This window comes from Pseudarthrobacter sp. Hb11, from assembly GCF_059383655.1.
Genome location: NZ_JBWZCM010000009.1, coordinates 73,062 through 97,323, shown reverse-complemented (window position 1 = coordinate 97,323; position 24,262 = coordinate 73,062). Strand labels below are relative to the sequence as shown.

Genomic DNA, 24,262 nt, shown 5'->3' with positions numbered 1-24,262 from the left:
GTAAATGCCCTTTTCGTGTGTGAGAACGGCAGTAACGGAGCACTCGATTCAACTAGGCCCGCAGAAGACGGGCGACGTCCCCCGCCTCCGGGTACGCCGCCTGCGTCCCCTTGCGGGTGGTGGCCAAAGCGGCAGCCACGGAGGCAAAGGCAGCAGCATCGGCGAGCGCATCGCCCGCGGCCAGCCGCACCGCAACGGCACCGGTGAAGGCGTCGCCGGCCCCGGTGGTGTCAACAGCGCGGACCGTGGTGGGAGCAACCCGGGTCACCTGCCGACCCTCCGGAGCCAGTGAGTCGAGCACCACCGAACCCTGCGAACCGAGCGTCACCAGGACCTGCTGGATCCCCCGCTCAGCGAACCGCAACCGCACTTTGTCCCATTCAGCACTGTCCTCATCGGCCCTGTCGGAACCAGTCCCGTCCGCGCCGGGCACAGCGGCGCCGGAACCCAGGAACAGCGCAGCCTCGTGGGCGTTGACCAGCAGAACGTCAGCCAGCCCGGCCAGGGCTGTGGGGATTTCCGCGTACGGGGAGAGGTTCAGCAGAACTGTTGCGCCGGCGTCGTGCCCTGCCTGGGCGGCCGCCACAACCGTCTCCATGGCAACCTCAAGGCAAAGGCACACCACGGCGGCATCGCCAAGTACATCCGATGCGTCCGCCACGTCCGCCGGCGACAGCGTGCCGTTGGCGCCGGCCGAGATGATGATGTTGTTCTCGCCGCTGGCGTCCACCGCGATCACGGCAACCCCCGTGGGCTCCCGCGACGTCCGGACGTGCCCCACGTCCACCCCGGCACCCGCGGCGGAGGTGAGCAGCATGTCGCCGTTGGGGTCCTCCCCCACCGCGCCCACCAGGCTGACGTGCCCGCCCAGCCGGCTTGCGGCAACGGCCTGGTTGGCACTCTTGCCGCCCGGGTTCACGGCGAACCCGTTGCCGTGCACCGTCTCACCGGGAAGCGGCAGGCGTTCGCAGTAGATGGTCAGGTCGGCATTCAGGGAGCCGACGACGGCGATCCGGCCCGGGCTTCCAGCGTCACCATGCCCAGGTGCGGCATTCATTCGGTCACCTCAGCCTCAACGGGCTTGGGGATCAGCAGCGAGGCGGCGAAGGCTGCCACGGTAAGCGCGAGGCCAACCACCACGACGGTCAGATAGGACGCCTTCGCATCGCCCAGGGCCGACGTCGCCACCAGCACGGCGGGCAGGATCAGGAAGCTGAGGCCTGCGCCGAGGTTGAACGCACCCGCGTTCATGCCGGGCAGGAAACCGGGGTTACCCGCTGGCGAGAGGACAACGCCGAGTCCGTTGAGCATGATGTTGACCGTACCGGCGTACATGATGCCCAGCAAGACTGTGCCCACAATCATAAGGGGCAGGCTGTTCAGGCCCAGGAACGCAATGATGGCCAGCGCCGCGATGCTTCCCAGGAGGCCGATCCGCAAAACCCTGGTGTAGCCCAGCACGGGGGCGAGCTTGCCGCTCAGGGGCCCCACCACCCAGCCAAGGAGGGCGTACGGGGTGAGGATGATGAGCGACATTTCCGTGGGCCCAAGGCCGAAGCCGGGGCCCGCCGCCTGGACATAGGCAGGGACGATGCCGTTGATGACGGCGAAGATGCCGGTCATGGTCAGTGTGGTGGTCAGCAGTGGCGCCCAAGTGGAGCGCTGGCGCAGGTGCTGCGTTTCCACCATGGGCTGGTTGGCCCGCTTCTCGGTCCGCCAGAAGAGGTAAAACGCGACGGCGGACAACAGTACCAGCGCCAGGCTCAGCATCAGGGTGCCCGACGAGAAGGCTCCCACCAGCTTGGAGCCTTCATTCAGGGCGGTGAGCAGCGCGCCCACGGCGACCACGATAAAGAACACGCCCAGCCAGTCCATCCGGGTGCCGGCGGCCGGCTTGCTTTCGCCCGCCAGGAAGGTGATCAGTGCGGTGGCAACCAGCGCCAGCACCACCATCAGCCAGAAGATGCTGCGGAAACCGTAATGCTCGGCGAAGTAGCCGCCCACAAAGGAGTCGACGCCGGCCACGCCGCCATTGACCGCCGTGATGAGGCCCATCAGCACGCCGTACTTGCGGGGGTTGCTGACTGCGGAGCGCAGCATGATCAAGCAGAGCGGCACGGTGGGGCCGCTGACGCCCTGGATGATGCGGCCCACGAAGAGCCAGGTGACGTCCGGGGCCAGCGCCGCGATGACGGAACCGACGGCCATCAGCAGCATCATGCCCACCAGGACCTTCTTCCGGCCCACGATGTCGCTCAGGCGGGGCAGGAACAGGGAGAACAGGGCTGCGGCAGTGAAGAACCAGGTCTGGGACAGGCCGATCACGGCCTGGTCGGTGTTGAGCTCCTGGCCCATGGTCACCAGGGCAGGGCTGAGCATGGAGGCGTTGAGCTGGAAAGCCACGCAGGCTGCCAGCAGGGCGACCATCAGGGCGGTGACGTTGCCGCGGCTGGTCTTGGCTTGGGAAATGGTGGCAGTCACTTACTTGACCCCTCCCGCGGTGACGTGGGCACGTTCCTGGCGGTCGACGTCGGCCGTGTCACCGGCGGTGCGGACCCCGCCTTCGTTGCTACCGTCGTCGTGCGGCTCGCCGATCCGGACCAGTGCGTCGGTGACGAGGTTCCAGAACTTTTTGTGGTCCAGGTCCACTGCCACGCTCGTGTGGCAGTCCGCCGGAGCGGGGGCACGGAAATCGGCCACCGTCATGCCAAGCGTCAGGGTGCCCTGAAGCTCAATGTTCACCGGGACCTTGCGGGTGCTGACAATGCTGGGGTCGATAACGTAGGCGACAGCACAGGGGTCATGGACGGGAGGGTGGTCGAAGCCCTGGGCGTCCTTGTAGGTGTGGGCGAAGAAGTCCATCAGCTCGGTGACGAATTTCGCCGGCCCGGTGCCGATGGCCGCGATCTTTTCCACCACGTCCGGGGTGGCGAGCGCCTGGTGCGTCAGATCAAGGCCCACCATGACCACCGGCCACTTCTCGTTGAAGACGATGTGGGCGGCCTCGGGGTCGATGATGATGTTGAACTCCGCCACGGCGCTCCAGTTGCCCACGTGGTAGCCGCCGCCCATCAGGACAACCTCCTTCACGCGCTCCACGATGCGCGGTTCCTTGCGCGCGGCCATGGCGATGTTGGTCAGGCCGGCGGTGGGAACCAGGGTGACGGTGCCGGGTTCGTGGGCCATGACTGTGTCGATAATGAGGTCCACCGCGTGCCGCGGGTCCAGTTCGATATTCGACGGCGGCAGTTCCGGGCCGTCCATGCCGCTTTCGCCGTGGATGTCCGGGGCGGTTTCGATGCTGCGGACCAGGGGGCGGCCGCAGCCTGCGGCGAAGGGAACGCCGGTGATGCCGGCGATGGTGCCCACAGCCAGGGCGTTGCGGGTGACCTTTTCCAGGGTCTGGTTTCCCACCACCGTGGTGACGGCCAGCAGTTCGATGTCCGGGCTGCCGTGCGCGAGCAGCAACGCCACCGCGTCGTCATGCCCGGGGTCGCAGTCAAGAATGATCTTCTTGCGGTCAGGTGACTGCCGTTCAGGGGATTGGGCAATGGGTTCCACGATGATCTCCACGTCATTGGGGCCCGCACGGGGCGGGGAGCTAAAGCGTTCAGGAGAGATCATGGCACCGTTGGCAACGTCACGTCAAACGCTTGACGTTGGCGCAGGTCAAGCGCTTGATGCCAGCAGCGCCAGTGACTGCTGGCTGTCAGTGCAAGTTCAATTGTGGCGCGGGGGCATTACGACGCCGGGGCTGCGGCCCCCGCCTCGTCCTCGATGCCCTGGTGTTCGCCCTTGTGGCGGGCTTCCTGAAGGTGGTGTTCCAGCTTCTCCTCCGCGTCCCGCCGGCGCTGCCCGACGGTCCTCATCTGCTGGGTGCTGGGTGCTGCGTGCGCATGCTGGTGCGGGCCGAGGTCGCGGGTGGCGCCTCCGCTGATATCGCTCATATGTGCATCGTCCCACCAGTTGGACTCTTCAGGAAGAGGTTCTGCACTTCCCTTTTGAGTACAAGCCTAAGTAGTCATGGAGTGCACCTGAAGGTGCACTATGATGCACTTATGGATAAAAGCACCTCTGCCCTTGCCACTGCTATCGGCGGCCGGGTACGGCAGGAGAGGCAGGCGCGGGGCTTGACCCTCTACCAACTCGCGGAGGCTGCAGGGGTAAGCCGCCGCATGGTGCTCATCGTCGAGCAGGGCGCCGCGAATCCCAGCGTGGGTACTCTTCTTCGGATCAGCGACGCGCTGGGCATCGGCCTGCCGGCGTTGGTGGACTCTCCGCGCCCCAAGCCCGTAACAGTCACCCGGAGCGGCGACGGCGCGGCCCTGTGGAGTTCGGCCTCCGGCGGCACGGGTGTGCTGGTGGCGGGTACCGGGTCGCCGGACGTCGTGGAGCTCTGGGACTGGACCTTTGGGCCAGGAGACCGGCATGAGAGTGAGGCCCACGCAGCCGGCACCAAGGAGCTGCTCCAAGTCCGCGAAGGGTCCGTGACGGTAGTAGTTGCTGATGAGGCCTTTGTCCTCGAAGCCGGTGACGCCATCTCATTCCCCGGCGATGTTGAGCATTCGTACGCCAACCCCGGCAGCGAACCAGCGGCGTTCTCGCTGGCGGTCTTCGAGCCGGGCGTGGGCGCGGGGCACCGTCCGGAGGCAAACTCCGACGCCACGAAATACAGGGAAGGAATCTGAAATGCCCAAGCGAAATCTCCCGGTCCCGCCGTGGGGGCTGGCCGTTACGGCGATCCTGTCGGTCCAGCTGGGTTCGGCCCTGTCCGTGAACCTGATTGAAACTGTGGGTCCGGCCGGAACGGCGTGGCTTCGCCTCAGCATGGGGGCTGTCATTCTCCTGGCTATTGGCCGCCCGCCGCTGCGCTCTATCCGCCGTCCTGATGTGCTGCCGCTGCTTGGCCTCGGGATCACTACGGGAGTGATGACAGTGGGTTTCCTTGCCGCAGTTGAGCACATACCGCTCGGCACTGCCGTCGCGATCGAGTTCCTCGGCCCGCTGACCGTGGCCGCCCTTCGCAGCCACAACCGGACGGCCCTTGCCTGGCCTGCACTGGCGCTGGCCGGTGTCGTCCTGCTTACCCAACCCTGGCAGGGCGACTTCAACCCCACCGGCGTGGCATGGGCCGCGCTGGCGGCGATTGGATGGGGCGTTTACATTCTCCTCACGCAACGGATCGGTGACCGCTTCAGCGGCATCGGCGCGCTCACCCTCACGGTGCCCATCGCCGCAGTGGCGGCCGCCGTCGTCGGAATTCCGCAGGCCGCCGGCCACCTCAGCCTCGAGATCCTGGTAGCCGCAGCCGGGCTGGCCGTCCTGCTGCCAGTGCTGCCGTTCGCGCTGGAAATGCTGGCCCTGCGCCGGATGACGCCCACCGCGTTCGGAACACTGATGGCACTCGAACCCGCTGTCGGCGTCCTGCTTGGGCTGCTCATCCTGCACCAGCAGCCCAAGGCCATCCAGGTGGTCGGCATCCTGCTGGTGGTCCTCGCCGGAGCCGCGGCGCAACGCGGTGGCCGCCGGCCAGGCAAAGGGCAGCCTGCCAGCCCCGCGGATCTCGACTTCGTGGGCTGAAACAGCGCCGCGGTGGTGCAGCCGTAACAGGTGCCGCGTGGAACGGTCCGGCGCGGGCCCTCCGCCTACTACGATCGAGGTATGGAACCCGCGGAACAGCTGCAGCAATCCGTGCGTCCGCGGCGCATCACGGCGGCCATGGTCGCTGCCCGGGCGGGAGTTTCCACGGCCACGGTCTCGCTGGTGGCCAACGGCAAGACCGCCGGCCGGGTCTCCGAGGACAACATTTCCAGGGTCCGGGAAGCCATCACCGAACTGGGCTACGTGGTGGACGGGATCGGCAGTTCGCTGGCCAAGGGTGTTAGCTCGATCGTGATCCTGGTGGCGCCGGACATCTCCAACCCGTTCTTTGCCAAGGTGATCGCCGGGGTGCGGGAGTCCCTCGGCTCGCAGTACCAGTTGCTGCTGTCCGTCACCGAGGCGGGCCAGTTCCCCGAGGCCGACGACGTCCGGCGGCTGATGTCCCTCCGCCCGGCAGGGCTCCTGGTGGACGCTCCCAACGTCGGCTTCCTCGAAGACCTTGCGTCGCCGTCGCCACTCGTTCTTTTGGACGCCCCTGGACTGGAGGCATATGCACCGTCGGTGAACCTGGATGTGGCCAGCGGGGCGCGGGAACTGGCGGCACACCTCGCGGATGCGGGCCACCGGGAAGTGGCCTACGTGGACAGCGTCACCGGCACCGAAACCTTCGCGCTGCGGCGCAAAGCCTTTCTGGACGAGGCCGCTTCCCACGGCATCACCGTGGGTGCGGACCGCATCATCAGCACCACCATTGACGTCGGCACGGCGGCTTCGGCGTTCGCCTCCGCCTGGCCGAAGTGGCAGCGCGCGGGGGTGACCGCCGTCGTCTGCGGTACTGATACCCACGCCTACGGCGTGCTGCAGGAGGCCCGGGTGGCCGGGGTGCGGATCCCGGCGGAGCTCGCGGTGGCCGGCTTTGATGATCTGCCCTATTCGGCCACGAGCAACCCCGGCCTCACCAGTGTCCATTTGCCCGCTACTCCCCTGGGCCTGAAGGCCGGGGAGCAGCTGCGCCGCCTGATGGAGGGCCGGGCGCTGGAGCAGAGCGGGGTCACGCTGGAGAGCTCCCTCGTGGTGCGTGGCTCCACTGTTGCCGCTGAACGCTGAAGGTTCCAGCCGCCGTCGTTATTGCGGCAACCTTTTTACGGCATTGCGGGCCGGTTAGGTTCCCGCAGCCAATCGTTGAAGAACGCGTCGAGCGGCTGGCCCGAGGCTTCCTCCATCACCGCTTCGAAGTCTTCCGTTGTGGCTGACGAGTCGTCATACCGGCCCAGCCATTCCCTCGCGCCTTCGAAGAATGCGGCGTCGCCCACTTTGGCGCGCAGGGCGTGGATGGCAGCCCCGCCCCGCCGGTAGATCTGTTCCACAAACAGGTTGTCCCGTCCGGGGTCGGCGATGTTCAGGGCCCAGAGGTTTTTCCGATCCAGTTCCGCCACGGCGTCCGTGAATTGCTTCGTTACCGTAGCTTTTCCCTGATGCTCGGCCCACAGCCACTCGATGTATGCCGCCCAGCCCTCGTTAAGCCAGATGTCCTGCCAGTCGGCCGGGCTGACGGCGTTGCCGAACCACTGATGTCCGAGTTCGTGCGCAATGGTGTTTTCGCTCGCGACGTGCGAGTAGACCGGCCGGGTCTGGGTCTCCAGGGCGTAGCCAACGGAATCGTCGTCGACGATCGCGCCGAAGGCCTCGAACGGGTAGCGCCCGAACAGGTCCGCCAGGAATGACATCATCCGTGGCTGCAGGGCGAGGGCCGCGTTCGTGTCCGATAACGCCTGGCCCGTGACGCCCGCGTCGATGGCGTTGATGATCGGCAACCCTCCGGGCCCCTCGTTGTAGGAGAGGACATAGTCACCGACGCTCGCTGTGGACAGGTAGCTGGCCATGGGATCGGATGCTTCCCATGCCCACGTCGTCCACCCTCCCGTGGTTACAGGCCGGCCGTCGGGCAGGCCGTTGGCGACGGCGGTCTTCCCTTCCGGAACGGTGATGCGGAACGTGTACGTGGCCTTGTCTTCAGGATCGTCATTGACTGGATACCAGGTGGCAGCGCCGTCGGGCTCGTTGACCACTATCGCGCCGTCGGCGGTGGTGACCCAGCCGTAAAGTGCCCCGGTGGTGTCCACCGGCCGCCCGGTGTTGCCGCTGTACTCAATCTCGATGGTTGCGCGCTGGCCTGCCTTCAGCTTGGGCCGGAGTTGTATGGCCAGTTCCCACACGCGGCTCGCGTCGTCCCGCATTTGGGACCATTCCGCAGGAACACGTTCGTCCGCGGACTTCCCGTGCTTTGCGCCCGACCCGTAGACCCAAACGGCGAAGACCTCATGTCCGCGCAGATCGAAGTTGAGGGAGCTTAGATCCTCGGTGGCGCGCAGCGTGATGGTTGCTTCGGCGGCGAGGTGTCCCACGAGCACAGCAGGGTCCGACGGCAGGGTGTACCGGAGGTCGAGGTCGTAGTGCAGGACGTCGTACCCGCCGTTGCCGGCGTTGGGGAAATAGGGGTCACCGCTTCCCGGTGCGCCCGTTGCTGAAATCTGGTTCGTGGCCTGCGCCGGAGTGCTGATACCGGCAAGGCCGGCGGTCAGCAGCATCAAGGCAACCGCTGCGCGGCGATACGTCCTCATCAAGGTGGTCATGGTGGTGGTCCTGAAGGGGGCAGAAGCCGGGCGGTGTCCCGCTCGACTCTGCATGGACAAGCAGATGAGTGCCTTTGCGGCGACAAGACCAATACCGGCGGCTACATGTGCCGCTCCCCCGCAGATGGGAAGAAATGTAGGCCTCCTCATTGGCCATGTCAACGCCTTCACGTGAAACTCCCGCTCCGCGTGACGGACCGGGCGTTGGACACTGGCTCCGTGCCGCCGTCGTTCTGTCGGGGCCCCGCCGTAAGCTGGGATTATGCCGAGCAACTGGGACAGCCTTGACGTCGCCCTCCGCGATTCCGTACAGCAGAACGTGGAGATCTACGCGCGTGTCCGGCCGGCCCTGAAACTGGTCACGCGGGATGTCCTGCTGCTGATGCGGGACATGCTGAAGGACAGCGAGGTCACCCCGCTGTTCGTCACCGGGCGGACCAAAACCGTGGAATCCTTCCGCGAGAAAATTTCCCGGATCGAGGAGCCGTTGGAGCCGGGCGGCCCGCCGGTCCTGAAGTTCCCGGACCCGTTCCGCACTTTGAACGACATGGTGGGCATCCGCGTCATCACCAAGCTGCCGGCCGAGAACGCCGCGGTGGCGAACATCATCAAACGCCAGCGGCAGCTGTTCGACTGCCGCGGCGACCGGGAGAAGGACATCGGCTCCATCGAGTCCGGGACTTACGGGTATTCCAGCCGGCACCTGATCCTGCGGAGCATCCAGAACGAGGCCGTCAAGGAGTACCAGCAGGTCTTCAACCCGGATGCCCAGCCCAACGGCAGCTATTTTTTCGAATGCCAGATCCGCACCATTTTCGCGCATGCCTGGAGCGAGATCGAGCACGACATCCGGTTCAAGGCGGAGGACCCGCGCGCCTGGACTCCGCATTTCGACCGGCAGTTCACGGCCACCGCGGCGATGCTGGAAACGGTGGAGACGGCTTTCGCCGACCTGCACGAACGCTATGAGGAAGTGCGAAGTTTCTGGGATACCGAGGGTGAAGGTGCGGCACCCCTGACGCCCAACCGTATCCGTGACGTGTGGCGGACCCTGCTGCCCCACGTGGACCGCAAGGTGGACGATGACTGGGGCTGGGCGGCAGAACTCCTTGCCGCGCACGGCCTCAACCAGACCATGCAGCTGGCCGGGCTGCTCAGCGCCAACCGCATTACCGAGGTCCGCAAGGCCCTGGACCACCGCTACTCCCCCGGGCCCGACCGGCTGCTCGATGACCTGCTCCTCTGGCAGTACGGCACCAAACACATCGACCTCACGGCAGAGGCGGCCGACGCCGTCCCGCACCCCCGACGCGACAGCCTCCTGCGGCGCCTCAAGGAAATTGAGCGGTATCGGCTGACGAAGAAGTAGGGGGTGGATCTACTCCCCGGGCATGAAGTGCACGTGAAGGGCGGCAATGACCGCCGCAGCGTCCTGGGGAATGGTGGGATCGAAACCGGTGAGCTGCCCGAATCTGGCAAGGCGGTTCAGGACCGTGTTCCGGTGACAGTACAGCTCGCCGGCGGCCTCAGACACCGACCCGGAGCGAAGGTATGCCTGCACCGTCTCGATTAGCCTGTCCCGCTCATGCCCGGAAATCGTTGCAAGCGGCCCCAGCACGGTGTCCGCCAAAACGGTTCCATACTCTCCCAGCCGGGTTGCAGCAACGGGCCCCCACGCATCACGTACCGTTTGCCGGCCCGGCCTGCCCGGCGTCACCGCCGGCAATGACTCCAGGGCAATCCGCAGCATCCGGGGCACATCGGCCAACGACTGGGCGGGAGGTGCCACAAAGCAGTCCAGCGCGGCCAGCCAGGGGCGTGCCCCCTCCGGCTGCCGTCCGGCCCGGGCGGAAACATCTTCAAGGATGAGGACCAGTGCGCCGTCGCGCTCGTGCAGGAACTGTTCAACGCCGGCGCGCAGCACTCCGGCCCGGAATGCCTCCTGCGCATGTTCGCCGGCAACGGCGACGATAAAGGTGCTTTCCGGCTGCACGCCGAGCGCGCGGGCGGCCTGGCCCAGCAACTGCGGATCCTTTCCGTCCGAGTTGAGGAGCCTCGACAGAAGGAACGCACGCCGCGTCTCCTTTTCCTGGGCCATGGTGGCGAGCTCGTTGAGGTAGCCCGCGTGGACACGGATGGTATGGAATTCGACCGCTTCCCAGACGCGTACCGCGTCCTTGGTGAAACTGGGCAGGAACTCGGCGGGAACCTTCTCCAGCATTGCGGTCCAGAGGACCCGGAAGTCCATGCGCACCGCGCGCAGGAGGGACTCCAGCGGGAGGCCCTGCTGGGCGCGGCGGTGGCCGAGCGCTTCGGAAATCCCGGCCAGCCGGTCCGGTATCGGCAGGTCACCCACCAGCCGCAGCAACAGTTCCATTGAGGCGACGGCTGTCTCTTCCAGGTCCTTCTCGACTACCAGCGAGCCCGCGTAACCGTCGATCTCCTGCACCTCGCGCAGGTACTCGTGTGCGATCCGGTCGATGTCGGCCAGGCAGTCGGCCACAACGTCCGACACCACCGATCGGGCGACCGGCCCACGGGACGCTTGAACGGCGTCGGCGGACGCTTCTGTGGGCATATGCCCATTCTAGGACCGGAGGGCACTGTGATCATCCATTGTTTAACCCTGTGATTGGGACCACCATTGAAGGAGCCGGCTCTGTGCGGCTGCGCCCTCTAGTCCGGAAAGACGTCTCGAGTCCATGCTTGATCTGAAACTTGTTAACGCCAGTATTTTCACGATGGCTGAGGCCGCACCCGCGGCAAGCGCGATGGGAGTGCTGAACGGGCGGATTGTCGGGTTCGACGCCGACGTCTTTCAACTCCCTGCGCAGCGCACCCTCGACTGCGGCAGCGCCGTCGTCGTGCCCGGCTTTGGCGATTCGCACAATCACATGGCGTGGTTCGGGCAGTCCCTGGCCGAGCTCGACTTATCCCGCTGCCGGACCCTAAATGATATGTACGAGGCCGTTTCCCGGTTTGCGTCCGAACTGCCCGATGGCGCGTGGGTAGTGGGCTCCGGTTACGACGACACCGTGATGGGCGGCCATCCGCACCGCAATAATCTCGACCGGTCCGCACCCGGCCGCCCGGTGTGGCTCAAGCACCGCTCCGGACACATGTGCACCGTCAACACCGAGGTACTGGAACGCGCGGGCATCCTGGACGGTTCGGTGGACATCCCGGAGGGCGGCACCGTTGTCAGGGATACCAAAGGGCCCACCGGATTGCTTGAGGAACAGGCGCAGAAGCTCGTCACCGCGCTGGTGGTCCCCTATCCCGTGACGGATCTGGCGGACGCCATCGGTGCGGCCAGCGAGGTCTATGCCGCCGAAGGCCTGACGCACGTGGTGGAGGCCGGCATCGGTTCCGGCTGGATTGGCCGCAGCCCCGTGGAGCTCGCCGCCTACCTCGAAGCCCGGCGCCGCGGCCTCCTGAAAACCCGGGTCCAGCTGATGGCTTCCAGCGATGCCCTGCATCCGCTGCAGTCACATGCCACAGACGCGATCACCTTCGGACTGGACCTCGGCATCGCCTCCGGGTTCGGCGACGACCAGGTGCGGCTCGGCGCCATGAAAATCTTTATCGACGGCTCCCTGATCGGCCGTACTGCCGCCGTGACCGAACCGTTCTGCGATCACGGCCGCGGCACCGGCAGCTTCCAGCTGTCCCTCGAGGAGCTGACCCGGCGGATCGTGGACGCCCACTGCTCAGGCTGGAACGTCGCCGCGCACGCCATTGGGGACTCCGCCGTCGACGTCGCCTTGGACGCCTTCGCTGCCGCCCAGCAAAAGCTGCCCCGGGCCGAAGCGCGGCATCGCATTGAGCACGCCGGCATGGTGCGGCCGGACCAGCTTTCCCGGTTCGCATCCCTCGGCATCACGCCGGTTCCGCAGCCGCACTTCCTGTTTGAGGTGGGCGATACCATGGCCGCGGCCGTCGGTCCCGAGCGGGTGCCTTGGCTGTACCGCCACAAGTCCTTTCTCGACCTCGGCGTACGCGTTCCCGGCAGCTCGGACCGCCCGGTTGCGTCCGGCGCGCCCCTGCTCGGCATGCAGTCGATGGTGACCCGCCGGTCCTCGGGCGGAACAACCTTGAGCCCCCAGGAACGCGTCGACGCCGGGACCGCTTTGCGGGCGTACACGGTGGACGCAGCCTGGACGGCGGGTGAGGAGGGCCGGCGGGGCACGCTGGAGTCCGGCAAACTTGCCGACTTTGTTTTCCTCTCCGCGCACCCGGCGGACGTCGCCGTCGACGAAATCGGTCAAATCACCGTGCTGGCAACAGTGCTTGGCGGCACCTGCGTCTTCGGCCAGGACTACCTCGATGACCTGCAGACCGCCCACCCCACCAACGTCCAGTCCCCGTTCCACCTCGAGAAGCAGGAAAACCAAGCATGAAACCAGATGAGACACAACAGGGAGAGGACGTCACCGTACCCGCTGTCAGCGGAGCCGATGCGGGCATGATTGCCCGTGCAGCCTTCGTCGGCACTGCACTCGAATGGTACGACTACTTCCTCTTCGGTACCGCGGCCGCCATTGTGTTCAACCGGCTGTTCTTCACGTCGCTGGACCCGACGGCCGCGACCCTGGCAGCGTTCGCGACGTTCGGCGTCGGCTTCGCTGCCCGGCCGCTGGGTGCAGTCCTATTCGGATACATTGGTGACCGGGTGGGCCGCCGGCCCGCGCTGCTGATCACCATCGTGATGATCGGATTGGCCACCGGCCTCATCGGCGTCCTGCCCGATTTCGGCACCATTGGCCTCGCTGCACCCATTATGCTTGCCATCCTGCGTCTGATGCAGGGCCTGGCGGTTGGCGGTGAGTGGGGCGGCGCGATGACCATCGCTGTGGAACACGCGCCCATTGAAAAGCGCGGCCGGTACGCCGCGCTGGTGCAGGTGGGTTCCCCCGTGGGCACGCTGATGTCCTCCGGTGCGTTCGCCCTGGTGCTGCTGATGCCGCCGGAAGTTTTTGATTCCTGGGGCTGGCGCCTGCCGTTCCTGGCAGCGTTCCCGCTGCTGCTGATCGCGCTGTACATCCGGTTGAAGGTTGAAGAATCGCCCATCTTCAACGAGCTGGTCAAGCTGGAGGAACGCGCCAAGATTCCCGCGATTGATGTGTTCCGCCAGGCGTGGGGCCGGCTGATTGTCGCCATCGCTGCCGCGTTCCTGGGGGTTGGCGGGTTCTACGTGATGACCACCTTCGTCATCAGCTACGGCACCACCACCCTGGGCATGGACCGCGGACTTATGGTCAACGCAACCTTGATTGCCGCCGTCGTACAGATCGGCGTCATCCTGGTTATCGGCCGGATCAGCGAGAAGATGGGACCCGGCAAAATGACGTTCATTGGTGGCCTGGTAACCGCCGCCGCAGCGTTCCCGCTCTTCTGGTTGATCGACACCCGCAACCCTGCCGCGATCATCCTCGCCGTCACTGCCGGCATCGCCCTGCTGTCCGTGGCCTACTCGGTGACCGGGGCCCTGCTGACCGAGCTGTTCCCGCCGAACCTGCGCTACAGCGGCGTTTCCCTGGGCTACAACCTGGCCGGTGCCCTGAGCGGATTCCTGCCCCTGATCGCCGTCGCCCTGCTTGGCGTCTCCGGCGGAGCGTCCTGGACCGCTTCCCTGCTGCTGATCGTGGTATCGCTGATTACCGCCGCGGGTGGATTCTTCGGCGAGCGCCTCCGCGTCAAGGACAAAGCGATCGTGCGGTAAGGAGCAGAATGCTGAACCCGGAAACTGCGCGGCGGATTACCGACGCCGTGGATGCCGCCTTTGACCGCCAGCTTGAGTTCACCGCAGAGCTGATCCGGCATCCCTCGCTGAGGGCCGCCGAGGCCAGCGCGCAGGACCTGATGTTCGCCGAGCTGGAGTCCCGCGGCTTTGCCATGGACCGCTGGGCGCTCGACGGCGAAGCCCTGGCAACGCACGTGGGCTACGGTCCCAGCACGGCGGCCTTCGAGGATCTCACCAACGTGGTGGGCACCTACACTCCCCCCGAGGAAAAAGGCCGGTCGCTGATCCTCAACGGGCACATTGACGTGGTCCCCACCGGCCCCGAGGAGACATGGGTACGCAGCCCCTGGGACGCCGCCCTGAAGGACGGCTGGATGTACGGACGCGGCGCCGGGGACATGAAGGCCGGGCTCGCCGCCAACCTCTTCGCGTTCGACGCCATCCGCGCTGCCGGGCTGGCGCCGGCGTCCACCATCCATGTCCAGTCCGTGGTGGAGGAGGAGTGCACCGGCAACGGTTCCCTGGCCGCGCTGCAACGCGGGTACACGGCGGATGCCGTCATCATTCCCGAGCCGGAAGAGAACATGCTGGTGCGGGCCAATGTGGGGGTGATCTGGTTCCGGGTGCGGGTTTCCGGCAAGCCGACCCATGTGCGGGAAATGGCGTCCGGCTTCAACGCCATCGACGCCGCCTACTCCGTGATGGGCGCACTGCGGGAGCTGGAGGCCAAATGGAACGCCGATAAGGACAGCCACCGGTACTTTGAGGACGTTGACCATCCCATTAACGTAAACATCGGCATGATCTCCGGCGGCGACTGGCCCTCGAGCGTGCCGTCCTGGTGCGAGTTCGATGTCCGTGCGGCCCTGTATCCGGGGGTCCCGGCCGCTGACGTGTGGGACGAGATCCGGGAGTGCCTCCGGGCTGCCGGGGCCGGGGAGTCGGTAGCGGTGTCCGCGGAGCGGACGGGCTTCTTCTCGGAGGGCTACGTCCTGGAGGAGGGCTCGGACGCGGAGACGGCGCTGGCCTCTGCACACCAGGAGGTGTTCGGTTCTGAGTTGCAGAGCTTTACGACGCCGGGCTACCTGGATGGCAGGGTCTTCACCCTGTACGCGGGCATCCCCGCGCTGGTCTACGGGCCGGTGTCCGAGGCGATTCACGGCTTCGATGAACGGGTAAGCATCGAGTCGGTGCGCCAGGTGACCAAAACCATCGCACTGTTCATCGCCGACTGGTGCGGGGTAACCGAGGCAACTTAGCCCTATTCAGAACGCGAAAGGCGCCCGGCCAATGGCCGGGCGCCTTTTTCGTGCGGTGTCTAGCGGGGGTCAAGCTCTCCCAGGCACAGGCTGCGGACGACGTCGGTGAGCACGAGCAGCCCGCTGACGATGTCCTGGTCCGTGGTGTACTCGTGCTCGTTGTGGGAAATGCCCTCAACCGACGGAACGAACAGCATCACCGTGGGCACAATGTCCTTCAGGTTCGTGGAGTCATGCCCGGCCAGTGTCTTCACCCGCGTATAGGTGAATCCACGGTTCGCCGCTGTTTTCTCGGCAAGCGCCACACCTTCGGGCTGGTAGGGGGTGACGGGCCAGCAGTGGGACCCGGTCTTCCTGATCTCCACCCGCGCTGCCTGCTGGATGTGGTCGACGCGGTCGTGGAGAATTCGGTCGGCCTCGGCGAGGAGTTCCTCGTCAGCGGACCTGAGGTCAAGGAGCAAGGTCACCAGCGAAGGCACGACGACGGGCGAGTTGGGATGGACCTCAAGCTGCCCCACCGAGGTGTGGACGGCGCCGTCGGGAAAATGATCTGCGATTTCCCTCGCGGCCACCACCAGCATCGACGCGCCAAGGAGGGCGTCGTGCCGGTCGGCGATGACGGTTGAGCCGGTGTGCGCCTGCTCGCCGCGGACCTCGAATTCATACTTGTTGGCGGCCCAGTTGGAGTCGACGACGCCGATGGTGATGCCATCGCGTTCCATGCTGCGGCCCTGCTGGATGTGGATTTCGGCAGCGTAAGCGGCCTTGGGCCCGCCACCCTGGCCGAGTGCGGCGGTGGCTTCCAGCGCCTCGCGCACGGTAACGCCTGCATGGTCCCTGATGGCCAGGACGTCCTCGGGCGCCATTTTTCCGGTGTAGGCGGAGCTGCCCATCATCGACGGTTTGAAGCGGCTGCCTTCCTCGTTGAACCAGTTCACAACCGCCAGGTTGTACCGGGGAATTGTCCCGCCGGCACGCCACTCCTCCCCGAGCCTGAAGGCGGCGTGGGCAGCGGCGAGGACGCCATAGGCACCGTCGTAGCGCCCGGCTGTTGGCTGGGAATCCAGGTGGGAGCCTACCAGCACGTACGGGGCGCCTGGATTCAACTCCAGCAGGCCGAACTGGTTGCCCACCTGGTCGAAGGAGACATCGAAACCCTTGTCCCGCAGGAGGCCTGCCAGCCAGGCCCGCTGTTCCCCATCGGCGGGTGACCCCGCCTGCCGCTCCACTCCCCCGCCGGCCGTGGCACCGAAAGTGCACAGGGTGGCGAAGTCCTGCAGGAACACAGAGTCCGCTCCTGTTAACTTGGTGGGATCGGGTTCCGGCACGGCACCGTTGCTCATGATTTGTTTGTCCTTTGGGCTCGATCAGTGGATTACACCATGGTGTCAGGGCCACCTCCCGAAGGCACTGGATCGGGACAACCAATCCAGCCGGCGGCATTGTGAGTGTGCACATTCCGTTGGGACGTCATCACGACCGCGGCTGGGCCCCCCGCTTCCCAGAAACCAGCCCGGGCGGAGTAACCTACTGCCGGCGGCCTACCAGTCGTGGACCGTGCCGTCGACCAGGCGGTTGTAGGGCAGGTAGGCCTGCTGGTACGGGAAGGTCGCGGCGGCTTCTTCGTTGAATTCGACGCCGATGCCCGGCTCGTTGCCCGGGTGGAGGTAGCCGTCCACGAAGGTCATGGACTGCTTGAAGACCTCGTTGGTTTTGTCCGAGTGCTGCATGTATTCCTGGATGCCGTAGTTATGGATGGCAAGGCCCACGTGCAGCTGCGCGGCGAAGCCCACCGGGGAAATGTCTGTGGGGCCGTGGAAGCCGGACTTGATCTGGTACTGCGCGGCGAAGTCCATGACCTTCTTCAACGGGCTGATCCCGCCAAAGTGCGTGGACGCGGCCCGGACGTAGTCGATCAGCTGTTCCTTGATGATGGTCTGATAGTCCCAGACGGTGTTGAAGATTTCACCGATGGCCAGCGGGGTGGTGGTGTGCTGGCGGACCAGGCGCAGGCCCTCCTGGTTCTCCGCCGGGGTGCAGTCCTCGAGCCAGAACAGGTCATACGGTTCCAGCGCCTTGCCGAGCTTCGCGGCCTGGATCGGCGTCATCCGGTGGTGGCCGTCGTGCAGCAGCGGAATCTCCGGGCCGAACTCATTCCGGACCGCTTCGAACACGCCGGGCAGGTGCCGCAGGTAGGCCCGGGTGTCCCAGTCCTCCTCCTGCGGGAACGCGCCGCGGCCGGCCGGTTCGTAGTCATAGCGCTCACCAGAGGCCTGCGCCTGGGCAGCCACCCCGTAGACAGCCTTGATGCCCGGCACGGCGGTCTGGATCCGGATGGACTTGTACCCCAGCTCGAGGTGCTCCCGGACCGAATCGAACAGCGATGGCAGGTCCGCACCGGAGGCGTGGCCGTAGGCGCGCAGCCCGTTCCGGGACGCCCCGCCCAACAGCTGGTACACCGGCATGCCCGCCAGTTTGCCCTTGATGTCCCACAGCGCCATGTCCACGGCGGCGATCGCAGCCATCGTGACCGGGCCGCGCCGCCAGTACGAGGAGCGGTAAAGGAACTGCCACGTGTCCTCGATCCGGTGCGGGTCCTTGCCGATCAGCAGCTGCGCAACGTGTTCCTTCAGATAGGCGGCGACGGCGAGCTCACGGCCGTTCAGGGTGGCGTCACCAATGCCGGTCACACCGTCCTCGGTGGTGATCCGGAGCGTCACGAAGTTGCGGGAGGGACTGGTCACGAAGACATCGGCGGCAACGATTTTCACTGTGGATGCGGCTTTCTTGGTAGGGAAAAAGTGGGACAGGCCGAAGGCCTGCCTGCAAAAACTAACGCTGCGTAGTTCCGCCGGGGGTGGTCCCAAGCAGTGCCAGCTCCGCACGCGAGGGCAGGCCCTCCCAGTCCCCCGCCGTACTGACGGCGAAGGCCCCGGTGAGGGCACCGCGCTGCAGGCGCCCGGGGACGTCGGCGCCGTCCAGCAGGGCGGACAGGTAGCCGGCGGTGAAGGCGTCACCGGCTCCCACCGTGTCGATGCTGGTTACGGACACCGCCGGGGCATCCCACCGGCCGTCGGAGGTGTGGACGCTGGCCCCGGCGGCACCGCGCTTGACCACGACTTCGCGCACTCCCAGCGCCAGGAGCTCGGCCACCATCGCCGCTTCGCTGGAGGCCGGGTCATGCGCACCGGTTGGCGCCGTGGCCACCAGGCCCAGTTCGTCGTCGGAAGCAATCAGGATGCCGGCGTGCCTCACCAGCGGCGTGAGCACCTCCCGCGCCTCCTCACGGGACCAGAGCTTGCTGCGGTAGTTCACGTCAAGGGAGACCACCGCGCCGTCAGCAGCGGCACGTTCGGCGGCGTGCCCCACGGCCTTCCGGGACTCGGGGCTGAGGGCCGCCGTGATGCCGGTCAAATGGAGAATGCGCGGCCCCGCCTGGAGCGCACGGTCCACGTCCTCCGGGCACAGCGTTGACCCTGCCGAACCGGAACGGTAATAGAAGGCGCGGGTAATATCGGCGGTGCGCTGTTCGAGGAACATCACTCCGGTCCGGCGGGTCACATCCTCCCGGTGCTGCAATCCAACCCCCTCGGCGCGGAGCTGGCGGAGGATGAATTCGCCGTGCGGATCGGCACCCACCACTCCGGCCCAGCTGACGCTGTGGCCGAGCCGCGCGACACCGACGGCAACGTTCGATTCGGCGCCGGCAACGTGCATGGACAGGGCGCCGCCGGCGGACAGCGGCCCGGCGGAGCGCAGCGAAACCATGGACTCGCCGAAGGTGAGGAGGTCAACGGAGCCACGCCCGACGGCGGCAGTCACCGCTGGCTCTCCGCGGCGGTCCGGTGGTCAAAGTCTGCGGCCAGGGCAACGAAGCGGCGTGCACGCTCGCGCATGGGGGCAAGGTCGCCGCCGGATCCGGCGTCGCCGAAAAGGGGGCCTCCCAACCCCACCGCGATGGCGCCGGCTCCCCAGTACCCCGCCGCTTCATCCAATCCCACGCCGCCCACCGCGATGAACGGGATGTCCGGGAACGGGTCGCGCAGTGCCTTCAGGTAACCCGGTCCGCCGATGGAGGCAGGAAAAAGCTTGACCGCGGTGGCGCCCCGGTTCATGGCCTCTAAGGCCTCGCTCGGTGTGAGGGCTCCGGCAAGGACGGGGACGCCCCGGCCGGCCGCTTCCTCGATGGAGGGTGCCAGTGACGGCGTGACCACGAACTGGCCGCCGGCCGCGGCGACGTCATCCACGTCCTGCTTTGTCAGCACTGTTCCGGCGCCTACGAAGCACCCGGCGGGAGCGGCTGCGCGCACCTCGCTGATAGCCTCCAGCGCTCCGGGAGTCGTGAGGGCGATTTCAACGTACTGGAAGCCCTCCTCCATCGCAGCAAGCGCCGCCCGTCCGGCGGCCGGTCCGTCGTTGCCGCGGACGATCGCCACCAGTCTGGTCCGGCGCACGCCGGCCAGCAGGGCCTCGGGGGTCAGGGGGTTCTCCATACTCGGCTGCTTCTCCTTGAAAGGGGTGTCCGTGTCCACGGTCCGGGCCGTCACCATTCGGCGAAAGCGCCATCCGGCTGGCGCCACACCGGGCCGCGCCAGGCGTGCCCGCGTTTGTCTGCGGCACGGACCACAGCTTCGTCGATTTCGATGCCGAGGCCGGGGCCGGTGAGACGTTCGATGTGTCCGTCCACAAACTTCAGCGGCGTTTTGTCCACCACATAGTCCAGGACCTCTGCGCCCTTGTTGTAGTGGATGCCGATGCTCTGTTCCTGGATTAGGAAGTTGGGGGTCGCGAAGCCCACCTGAAGGCACGCGGCGAGTGCCAGCGGACCCAGCGGGCAGTGCGGCGCCAGCTGCACCTCGTAGACCTCGGCCAGCGAGGCGATTTTGCGGACCTCGGTGATGCCGCCCGCGTGGGAAAGATCCGGCTGGGCCACGGCGATGCCGGCCTGCAGTGCCGGCAGGAATTCCTGCCGGCTGTAGAGCCGCTCACCGGTGGAGACCGGCGTGGTGGTGGACGAGGTGAACTCGCGCAGGAGGTGCGTGTTTTCCGGGACCACGGGTTCTTCGAGGAAGAAGGGCCGGTAGGGTTCCAGCAACGGCGCCACGCGGCGGGCATTGGCCAGGCTGAAGCGGCCGTGGAAGTCCACCGCGACGTCGCGGTGGTCGCCGAGGACTTCGCGGGCGGCAGCGACCCGGCGGACGACGCCGTCGATCTCGGCCACGGAGGCGATTGGGCTCATCCGGCCGCTGGCGTTCATCTTCACCGCGGTGAGGCCAACCTCCAGCTGAGCGCTGATTTGGTCGGCCACCTCGTTGGGTTCGTCGCCGCCTACCCAGCCGTACATCCGGATCCGGTCCCGGACGTGGCCGCCGAGGAGCTGGTGCACGGGCGCGTTGAAGTACTTGCCGGCGATGTCCCAGAGGGCCTGGTCCAGGCCGGATACGGCGCTGGCGAGGATGGGTCCGCCGCGGTAGAAGGACCCCTTGGTCATCACCTGCCAGTGGTCTTCGATCCGGAGCGCGTCGTTGCCGATCAGGAGTTCGGCGAGCTGCTCGACGGCGGTGCGCACCGTTTCGCTGCGGCCTTCGCACGTCGCTTCGCCCCAGCCGACGATGCCGCTGTCGGTCTCGATCCGGACAAAGAGCCAGCGCGGCGCGACGAGGAAGGTTTCAATCCTGCTGATGAAGGTCATCTGGTGCCTAGCCCTTGGTCGCGCCGGCGGTGAGGCCGGAGACGATGTACTTCTGCGTGAAAAGCGCAATGATCATGATCGGGATGGTGACCACGGTGGCCGCGGCCATCAGCCCGCCCCAGTCGATGCTGGCGTAGGACACAAAGTCGAAGATGGCGACGGGCAGTGTCTTGGTGCTGGCGCCGGAGAGCACCAGGGCAAACATGAAGTTGTTCCAGGAAAAGATGAAGGAAAGGATCCCGGCGGTGGCAATTCCGGCGACGGACAGCGGCAGCGTGATGCGGCGAAAGGCGCCGATCGGCGTGAGGCCGTCCACCTGCGCGGACTCCTCCAGTTCCAGCGGCAGGGAATCAAAGTAGCTCATCATGATGTAGACAATCAGCGGCAGCGCAACGAACATGTGGCTGAGGATCAGCACCTCGAAACGGCCCACCATCCGAAGGTTGGAGAAAACGTAGTACCAGGGCACCAGCAGCGAAACGCCGGGGATCACGCGGGCCATCAGGACCACGAGGGCCGAGCGGTGCATGGTAAAGCGGCTCATCGCGTAGGCAGCAGGAACTCCGAGCACGATCGACAGCGCCGTGGAAACGAAGGCCACCCAGAAGCTGTTAAAGATGAAGACAAAGTAGTTGTTCCGCTGTAGTACGTTGGCGTAATTCTCACCCGTGGGTGTGAAGAACAGGGCTTTGCCGGTGTCGTAGATGTCCACGTTGGTCTTGAGTGAGGCAAGGAACATCCAGAACAACGGGGCGATGAGGAACAGCACCACGGCAATGAGGGCCGCGACCCGGAAGACCTTGTAGAGCCTTGTGGACAGGGGCTTCCGACGGCGGCGAAGCACCTGGGGCTCTCCGGCGGACGTTTGGCTTGGGGTCAGGACGGTCATTTGCTTACCGCTTTCTTGCGCATGGTCAGCAACCACATCGAGCCGATGATGATCATGAAGAACAGGATCAGGACGGCAGAGGACAGCCCGTACTGGTTGTAGTCGAAGCTCAGGCCGTAGGCGTAGACGTTCAGGGTTTCCACCTCGTTGAAGGATCCGCCGCCTTTGCCCTTGGTGGCGTACAGGATGTCGAAGGTCTTCAGGGCATCGATGCCGCGGAGCAGGATGGCGACAATCACGGTGGGCATCATGAGGGGAAGCGTGATGTAGAAGAAGCGCTGGAAGGCGTTGGCGCCGTCCACCCGGGCAGCCTCGTCCGGCTCATCGGAGAGGGACGTCAGGCCGGCGAGAAGGATCAGCACCACCATGGGGGTCCACTGCCAGACGTCCATAAAGATGGTGGTCCCGAGTGCGGTGTCCTGGCCGGAAAGCCACGGCTGCGGCGGGATGCCCACCATGCCCAGCAACTGGTTGGCGAAGCCGATGTTCGGGTCGAAAATCAGGCGCCACATCATGCCGACGGCAACGGGGGTGGCCACCAGGGGAAGCAGGATTGCCACCCGGACCCACTTTTCACCACGGAAAGGACGCCAGAGGAGCAGTGCGATGCCCATACCGAGCACCACCTCGCAGACCAGGGCAACACCGGTGAAGGTCAGCGTGCGGCCCACCGCCGGCCAGAACCGCTCGGTGTCAGTAAGGACAGTGAGGTAGTTCTGGAAACCAATGAACTCTGTGGCGGCCCGGACGGAGCCCTGTGAGTCGGTAAGGCTCAGGTACAGGGTCCACACCAGCGGGAAGACGATCAGGATGCCGACGAAAATCATCGCGGGGGCCGCAAAAAGCCATTTGCGGTGCCGGTTGGACCAAGCGGAGACGTTCCCCGCGAAGCTGGGAGGGCGGCCGGCGCTGCGGGCGGGAGCGCTGCGGGGAGCGTTCGTTACGGACATGGTTCACCTAAGGAGTTTGGGGGGAGCGGTGCGCGGCGGGACGGCAACGGGGCTGCCGTCCCGCCGGGCTGTGGTGCAGGCTGCAGGCGCGCAGGGCGCCTGTGGCGTTACTGCTTTTCGCTGTCCAGGAATTTCTGGAAGGCTTCGTGGGCCGAGTCGGCTGCCGCGGAGGCATCGGCGCCGGTGATGCTGGCTACGATCGGCTCACCCACGATTTCCCTGGCCTTGCCCACGGTGACAACCTCGGGGCGGTCATGGCCCACACCGTTTTCCGCACTGACGGCGATGGCATCGGCGAGGTCCTTGGGGTAGGTGGAGGTCCCCTCGGGGTTGGACCATACGGAGGCGCGGGGTCCGGGAACACCGGCCTTCTGTGCAGCCAGGGTACGTTCCTTGCTCGTTGCCCACTGGATGAATTTCCAGGCGTTGTCCTGGTTGCTGGAAGCCTCGTTCACGGCCAGGCCCCAGGAGGGGATGTTGTACGGCTTGGAACCGGCAGGACCTGCGGGCAGCGGTGCAAACCCTACCGAGTCCGCCACTTTCGACTTGGCGGGATCGGTGGCGTTCTTGTAAAGCGAGTCAGCCTCGGTGTAGAAAGCGGCCTTGCCCTGGGTGAAGATTGCCATCGCCTCCGGCCAGCTCATATCGGTGCTGACGTTGGCGGGGCCGTAGTTCTTGATCAGGCCGCCGTAGTAGGCGTAAGCCTTCTTCGCAGCGTCCGAGTTGACGGCGGACTTGCCGCTGGAGTCGGTGAAGTCGCCGCCGAAGCTGTACAGGAAGCTGGAGAACTGGGTGACAGCAGTGGACTTGCCGGTGCGGGCCACGAAGCCAGCGGTATCCGGGGTGGATTCCTTGATGGCCTTGGCAGCGGCTTCGAGCTCCTCCATGGTCTTGGGGACCTCCAGGCCTGCGGCTTTGAGGAGGTCCTTGCGGTAGTAAAGGACCTCGCGTTCGGTGATGATCGGGACGCCGACGACCTTGCCGTCGGCGGTGGTGGCCTTCACCGGGCCCTCCTGGTAGTCCTTCCAGTCCCAGCCGGAATCAGAGGACACCTTTTCGGTCAGGTCGGCAAGGTAGCCGTTCTTGGCGAAGGCCTTGCCTTCCTGGAGCGGGCGGTACATCATCACGTCGATCTCATCGCTGCCTGCATTGAGCTTGACGTTGTACTGGTCGGAGAGCTGGTCTTCGCCGAGCTGGGTCAGCTCCACTTTCAGGCCGCTGGACTGCTCAAACTCGGGGATTGCAGCCTTGATGCCTTCAGTCCATACATGGTTGGCGAGCGTCACCCGGACCACGCCTGATTCCTTGGCATCGTCGCTGCCGCTCCCGCTGCAGGCCGTGAGCCCGAACGAAAGTGCGGCGGCGACTGCCGCGTACTTCATTACTGCACGTCGCTTCATTACGACTCCTTTTTCTTTGGCAGGCGTCACTGCCCAGCCGGTCGCTGACGCTTCTTTACGTCTGCTCTGGATGCGAGCATAATCCGATAAGTCAG

At 66.0% G+C, this 24,262-nt stretch carries 21 protein-coding genes; 7 read left to right on the top strand and 14 right to left on the bottom strand.

The genetic code is table 11. The annotated features are described in order from the left end of the window. Positions 1–52: 52 nt before the first annotated feature. The 4 genes from AC50X7_RS13510 to AC50X7_RS13495 form a co-directional block, all read right to left on the bottom strand. Positions 53–1,057: a ribokinase gene (locus AC50X7_RS13510; protein ID WP_494979473.1), complete on the bottom strand. Its 1,005-nt coding sequence runs from the start codon at positions 1,055–1,057 to the stop codon at positions 53–55. After that, the gene (gene uriT, locus AC50X7_RS13505; protein ID WP_494979472.1) at positions 1,054–2,481 is read right to left on the bottom strand and encodes a uridine transporter UriT; all 1,428 of its coding nucleotides are present in this window, start codon (positions 2,479–2,481) and stop codon (positions 1,054–1,056) included. The genes AC50X7_RS13510 and uriT overlap by 4 nt, the downstream gene beginning before the upstream one ends. Beyond that, positions 2,482–3,624, bottom strand: coding sequence for a uridine-preferring nucleoside hydrolase UriH (gene uriH / locus AC50X7_RS13500; RefSeq protein WP_494979471.1), 1,143 nt, complete (start codon positions 3,622–3,624; stop codon positions 2,482–2,484). A gap of 116 nt (positions 3,625–3,740) precedes the next feature. After that, positions 3,741–3,947, bottom strand: a complete 207-nt coding sequence (locus AC50X7_RS13495) for a hypothetical protein (protein WP_494979470.1) — start codon at positions 3,945–3,947, stop codon at positions 3,741–3,743. A 111-nt stretch (positions 3,948–4,058) separates the two neighbouring features. Here AC50X7_RS13495 and AC50X7_RS13490 point away from each other — a divergent pair, with 111 nt between their 5' ends. From AC50X7_RS13490 to AC50X7_RS13480, 3 genes are all read left to right on the top strand, one after another. Continuing rightward, positions 4,059–4,688 carry a helix-turn-helix domain-containing protein gene (locus tag AC50X7_RS13490; RefSeq protein ID WP_494979469.1) on the top strand — a complete coding sequence of 210 codons (630 nt, stop codon included), beginning with the start codon at positions 4,059–4,061 and terminating at the stop codon, positions 4,686–4,688. A 1-nt stretch (position 4,689) separates the two neighbouring features. Then, a complete protein-coding gene (locus AC50X7_RS13485; protein WP_494979468.1) occupies positions 4,690–5,580 on the top strand; it encodes an EamA family transporter in 891 nt (296 codons plus the stop codon). Positions 5,581–5,718: 138 nt separating this feature from the next. Further along, on the top strand, positions 5,719–6,708 hold the full coding sequence (locus AC50X7_RS13480) for a LacI family DNA-binding transcriptional regulator (RefSeq protein WP_494979512.1): 990 nt from the start codon (positions 5,719–5,721) through the stop codon (positions 6,706–6,708). Between the two features lie 35 nt (positions 6,709–6,743). On the opposite strand, the gene AC50X7_RS13475 is transcribed toward AC50X7_RS13480, so the two are convergent. Then, entirely contained in the window at positions 6,744–8,234 is a 1,491-nt protein-coding gene (locus AC50X7_RS13475) for a M1 family metallopeptidase (protein WP_494979467.1), read from the bottom strand. Positions 8,235–8,496: 262 nt separating this feature from the next. On the opposite strand from AC50X7_RS13475, the gene AC50X7_RS13470 reads away from it, so the two are divergent. Further along, complete coding sequence (locus AC50X7_RS13470; protein WP_494979466.1) at positions 8,497–9,603, top strand: GTP pyrophosphokinase; 1,107 nt, start codon at positions 8,497–8,499, stop codon at positions 9,601–9,603. A 9-nt stretch (positions 9,604–9,612) separates the two neighbouring features. Here the strand turns inward: AC50X7_RS13470 and AC50X7_RS13465 are convergent, their stop codons facing one another. Then, the gene (locus AC50X7_RS13465; protein WP_494979465.1) at positions 9,613–10,812 is read right to left on the bottom strand and encodes a PucR family transcriptional regulator; all 1,200 of its coding nucleotides are present in this window, start codon (positions 10,810–10,812) and stop codon (positions 9,613–9,615) included. A gap of 163 nt (positions 10,813–10,975) precedes the next feature. Here AC50X7_RS13465 and AC50X7_RS13460 point away from each other — a divergent pair, with 163 nt between their 5' ends. Genes AC50X7_RS13460 through AC50X7_RS13450 form a run of 3 tightly spaced genes read left to right on the top strand, consistent with a single transcriptional unit; the run spans position 10,976 to position 15,236 of the window. Next, positions 10,976–12,634 (top strand): amidohydrolase, encoded by a 1,659-nt coding sequence (locus AC50X7_RS13460; protein WP_494979464.1) that lies wholly within the window; start codon positions 10,976–10,978, stop codon positions 12,632–12,634. After that, positions 12,631–13,956, top strand: coding sequence for an MFS transporter (locus tag AC50X7_RS13455; RefSeq protein ID WP_494979463.1), 1,326 nt, complete (start codon positions 12,631–12,633; stop codon positions 13,954–13,956). Before AC50X7_RS13460 ends, AC50X7_RS13455 begins: the two co-directional genes overlap by 4 nt. A gap of 8 nt (positions 13,957–13,964) precedes the next feature. After that, positions 13,965–15,236 (top strand): ArgE/DapE family deacylase, encoded by a 1,272-nt coding sequence (locus AC50X7_RS13450; RefSeq protein WP_494979462.1) that lies wholly within the window; start codon positions 13,965–13,967, stop codon positions 15,234–15,236. Positions 15,237–15,295: 59 nt separating this feature from the next. Here AC50X7_RS13450 and AC50X7_RS13445 read toward each other — a convergent pair whose 3' ends face one another. From AC50X7_RS13445 to AC50X7_RS13410, 8 genes are all read right to left on the bottom strand, one after another. Beyond that, the gene (locus tag AC50X7_RS13445; RefSeq protein WP_494979461.1) at positions 15,296–16,579 is read right to left on the bottom strand and encodes a M20 family metallo-hydrolase; all 1,284 of its coding nucleotides are present in this window, start codon (positions 16,577–16,579) and stop codon (positions 15,296–15,298) included. Positions 16,580–16,777: 198 nt separating this feature from the next. Then, positions 16,778–18,007: a D-mannonate dehydratase ManD gene (manD, locus tag AC50X7_RS13440; protein WP_494979460.1), complete on the bottom strand. Its 1,230-nt coding sequence runs from the start codon at positions 18,005–18,007 to the stop codon at positions 16,778–16,780. A 61-nt stretch (positions 18,008–18,068) separates the two neighbouring features. Then, positions 18,069–19,058 carry a sugar kinase gene (locus AC50X7_RS13435; protein ID WP_494979459.1) on the bottom strand — a complete coding sequence of 330 codons (990 nt, stop codon included), beginning with the start codon at positions 19,056–19,058 and terminating at the stop codon, positions 18,069–18,071. Continuing rightward, on the bottom strand, positions 19,055–19,729 hold the full coding sequence (locus tag AC50X7_RS13430) for a bifunctional 4-hydroxy-2-oxoglutarate aldolase/2-dehydro-3-deoxy-phosphogluconate aldolase (protein WP_494979458.1): 675 nt from the start codon (positions 19,727–19,729) through the stop codon (positions 19,055–19,057). Before AC50X7_RS13430 ends, AC50X7_RS13435 begins: the two co-directional genes overlap by 4 nt. A 50-nt stretch (positions 19,730–19,779) precedes the next feature. Further along, a complete protein-coding gene (gene dgoD / locus AC50X7_RS13425; protein WP_494979457.1) occupies positions 19,780–20,928 on the bottom strand; it encodes a galactonate dehydratase in 1,149 nt (382 codons plus the stop codon). Between the two features lie 7 nt (positions 20,929–20,935). Continuing rightward, on the bottom strand, positions 20,936–21,817 hold the full coding sequence (locus AC50X7_RS13420; RefSeq protein WP_307097309.1) for a carbohydrate ABC transporter permease: 882 nt from the start codon (positions 21,815–21,817) through the stop codon (positions 20,936–20,938). After that, positions 21,814–22,767 (bottom strand): carbohydrate ABC transporter permease, encoded by a 954-nt coding sequence (locus AC50X7_RS13415; protein WP_494979456.1) that lies wholly within the window; start codon positions 22,765–22,767, stop codon positions 21,814–21,816. The genes AC50X7_RS13420 and AC50X7_RS13415 overlap by 4 nt, the downstream gene beginning before the upstream one ends. A gap of 107 nt (positions 22,768–22,874) precedes the next feature. Beyond that, positions 22,875–24,167: an ABC transporter substrate-binding protein gene (locus AC50X7_RS13410; RefSeq protein ID WP_494979455.1), complete on the bottom strand. Its 1,293-nt coding sequence runs from the start codon at positions 24,165–24,167 to the stop codon at positions 22,875–22,877. Between the last annotated feature and the right edge of the window lie 95 nt (positions 24,168–24,262).

Excerpts from the sequence above, each read along its gene's own strand:
- AC50X7_RS13510 (WP_494979473.1), bottom strand. The coding sequence starts at position 1,057 with ATGAATGCCGCACCTGGGCATGGTGACGCTGGAAGCCCGGGCCGGATC.
- uriH (WP_494979471.1), bottom strand. The coding sequence starts at position 3,624 with ATGATCTCTCCTGAACGCTTTAGCTCCCCGCCCCGTGCGGGCCCCAAT.
- AC50X7_RS13495 (WP_494979470.1), bottom strand. The coding sequence starts at position 3,947 with ATGAGCGATATCAGCGGAGGCGCCACCCGCGACCTCGGCCCGCACCAG.
- AC50X7_RS13490 (WP_494979469.1), top strand. The coding sequence starts at position 4,059 with ATGGATAAAAGCACCTCTGCCCTTGCCACTGCTATCGGCGGCCGGGTA.
- AC50X7_RS13485 (WP_494979468.1), top strand. The coding sequence starts at position 4,690 with ATGCCCAAGCGAAATCTCCCGGTCCCGCCGTGGGGGCTGGCCGTTACG.
- AC50X7_RS13480 (WP_494979512.1), top strand. The coding sequence starts at position 5,719 with ATGGTCGCTGCCCGGGCGGGAGTTTCCACGGCCACGGTCTCGCTGGTG.
- AC50X7_RS13475 (WP_494979467.1), bottom strand. The coding sequence starts at position 8,234 with ATGACCACCTTGATGAGGACGTATCGCCGCGCAGCGGTTGCCTTGATG.
- AC50X7_RS13470 (WP_494979466.1), top strand. The coding sequence starts at position 8,497 with ATGCCGAGCAACTGGGACAGCCTTGACGTCGCCCTCCGCGATTCCGTA.
- AC50X7_RS13465 (WP_494979465.1), bottom strand. The coding sequence starts at position 10,812 with ATGCCCACAGAAGCGTCCGCCGACGCCGTTCAAGCGTCCCGTGGGCCG.
- AC50X7_RS13460 (WP_494979464.1), top strand. The coding sequence starts at position 10,976 with ATGGCTGAGGCCGCACCCGCGGCAAGCGCGATGGGAGTGCTGAACGGG.
- AC50X7_RS13455 (WP_494979463.1), top strand. The coding sequence starts at position 12,631 with ATGAAACCAGATGAGACACAACAGGGAGAGGACGTCACCGTACCCGCT.
- AC50X7_RS13450 (WP_494979462.1), top strand. The coding sequence starts at position 13,965 with ATGCTGAACCCGGAAACTGCGCGGCGGATTACCGACGCCGTGGATGCC.
- AC50X7_RS13445 (WP_494979461.1), bottom strand. The coding sequence starts at position 16,579 with ATGAGCAACGGTGCCGTGCCGGAACCCGATCCCACCAAGTTAACAGGA.
- AC50X7_RS13430 (WP_494979458.1), bottom strand. The coding sequence starts at position 19,729 with ATGGAGAACCCCCTGACCCCCGAGGCCCTGCTGGCCGGCGTGCGCCGG.
- dgoD (WP_494979457.1), bottom strand. The coding sequence starts at position 20,928 with ATGACCTTCATCAGCAGGATTGAAACCTTCCTCGTCGCGCCGCGCTGG.
- AC50X7_RS13420 (WP_307097309.1), bottom strand. The coding sequence starts at position 21,817 with ATGACCGTCCTGACCCCAAGCCAAACGTCCGCCGGAGAGCCCCAGGTG.
- AC50X7_RS13415 (WP_494979456.1), bottom strand. The coding sequence starts at position 22,767 with ATGTCCGTAACGAACGCTCCCCGCAGCGCTCCCGCCCGCAGCGCCGGC.
- AC50X7_RS13410 (WP_494979455.1), bottom strand. The coding sequence starts at position 24,167 with ATGAAGCGACGTGCAGTAATGAAGTACGCGGCAGTCGCCGCCGCACTT.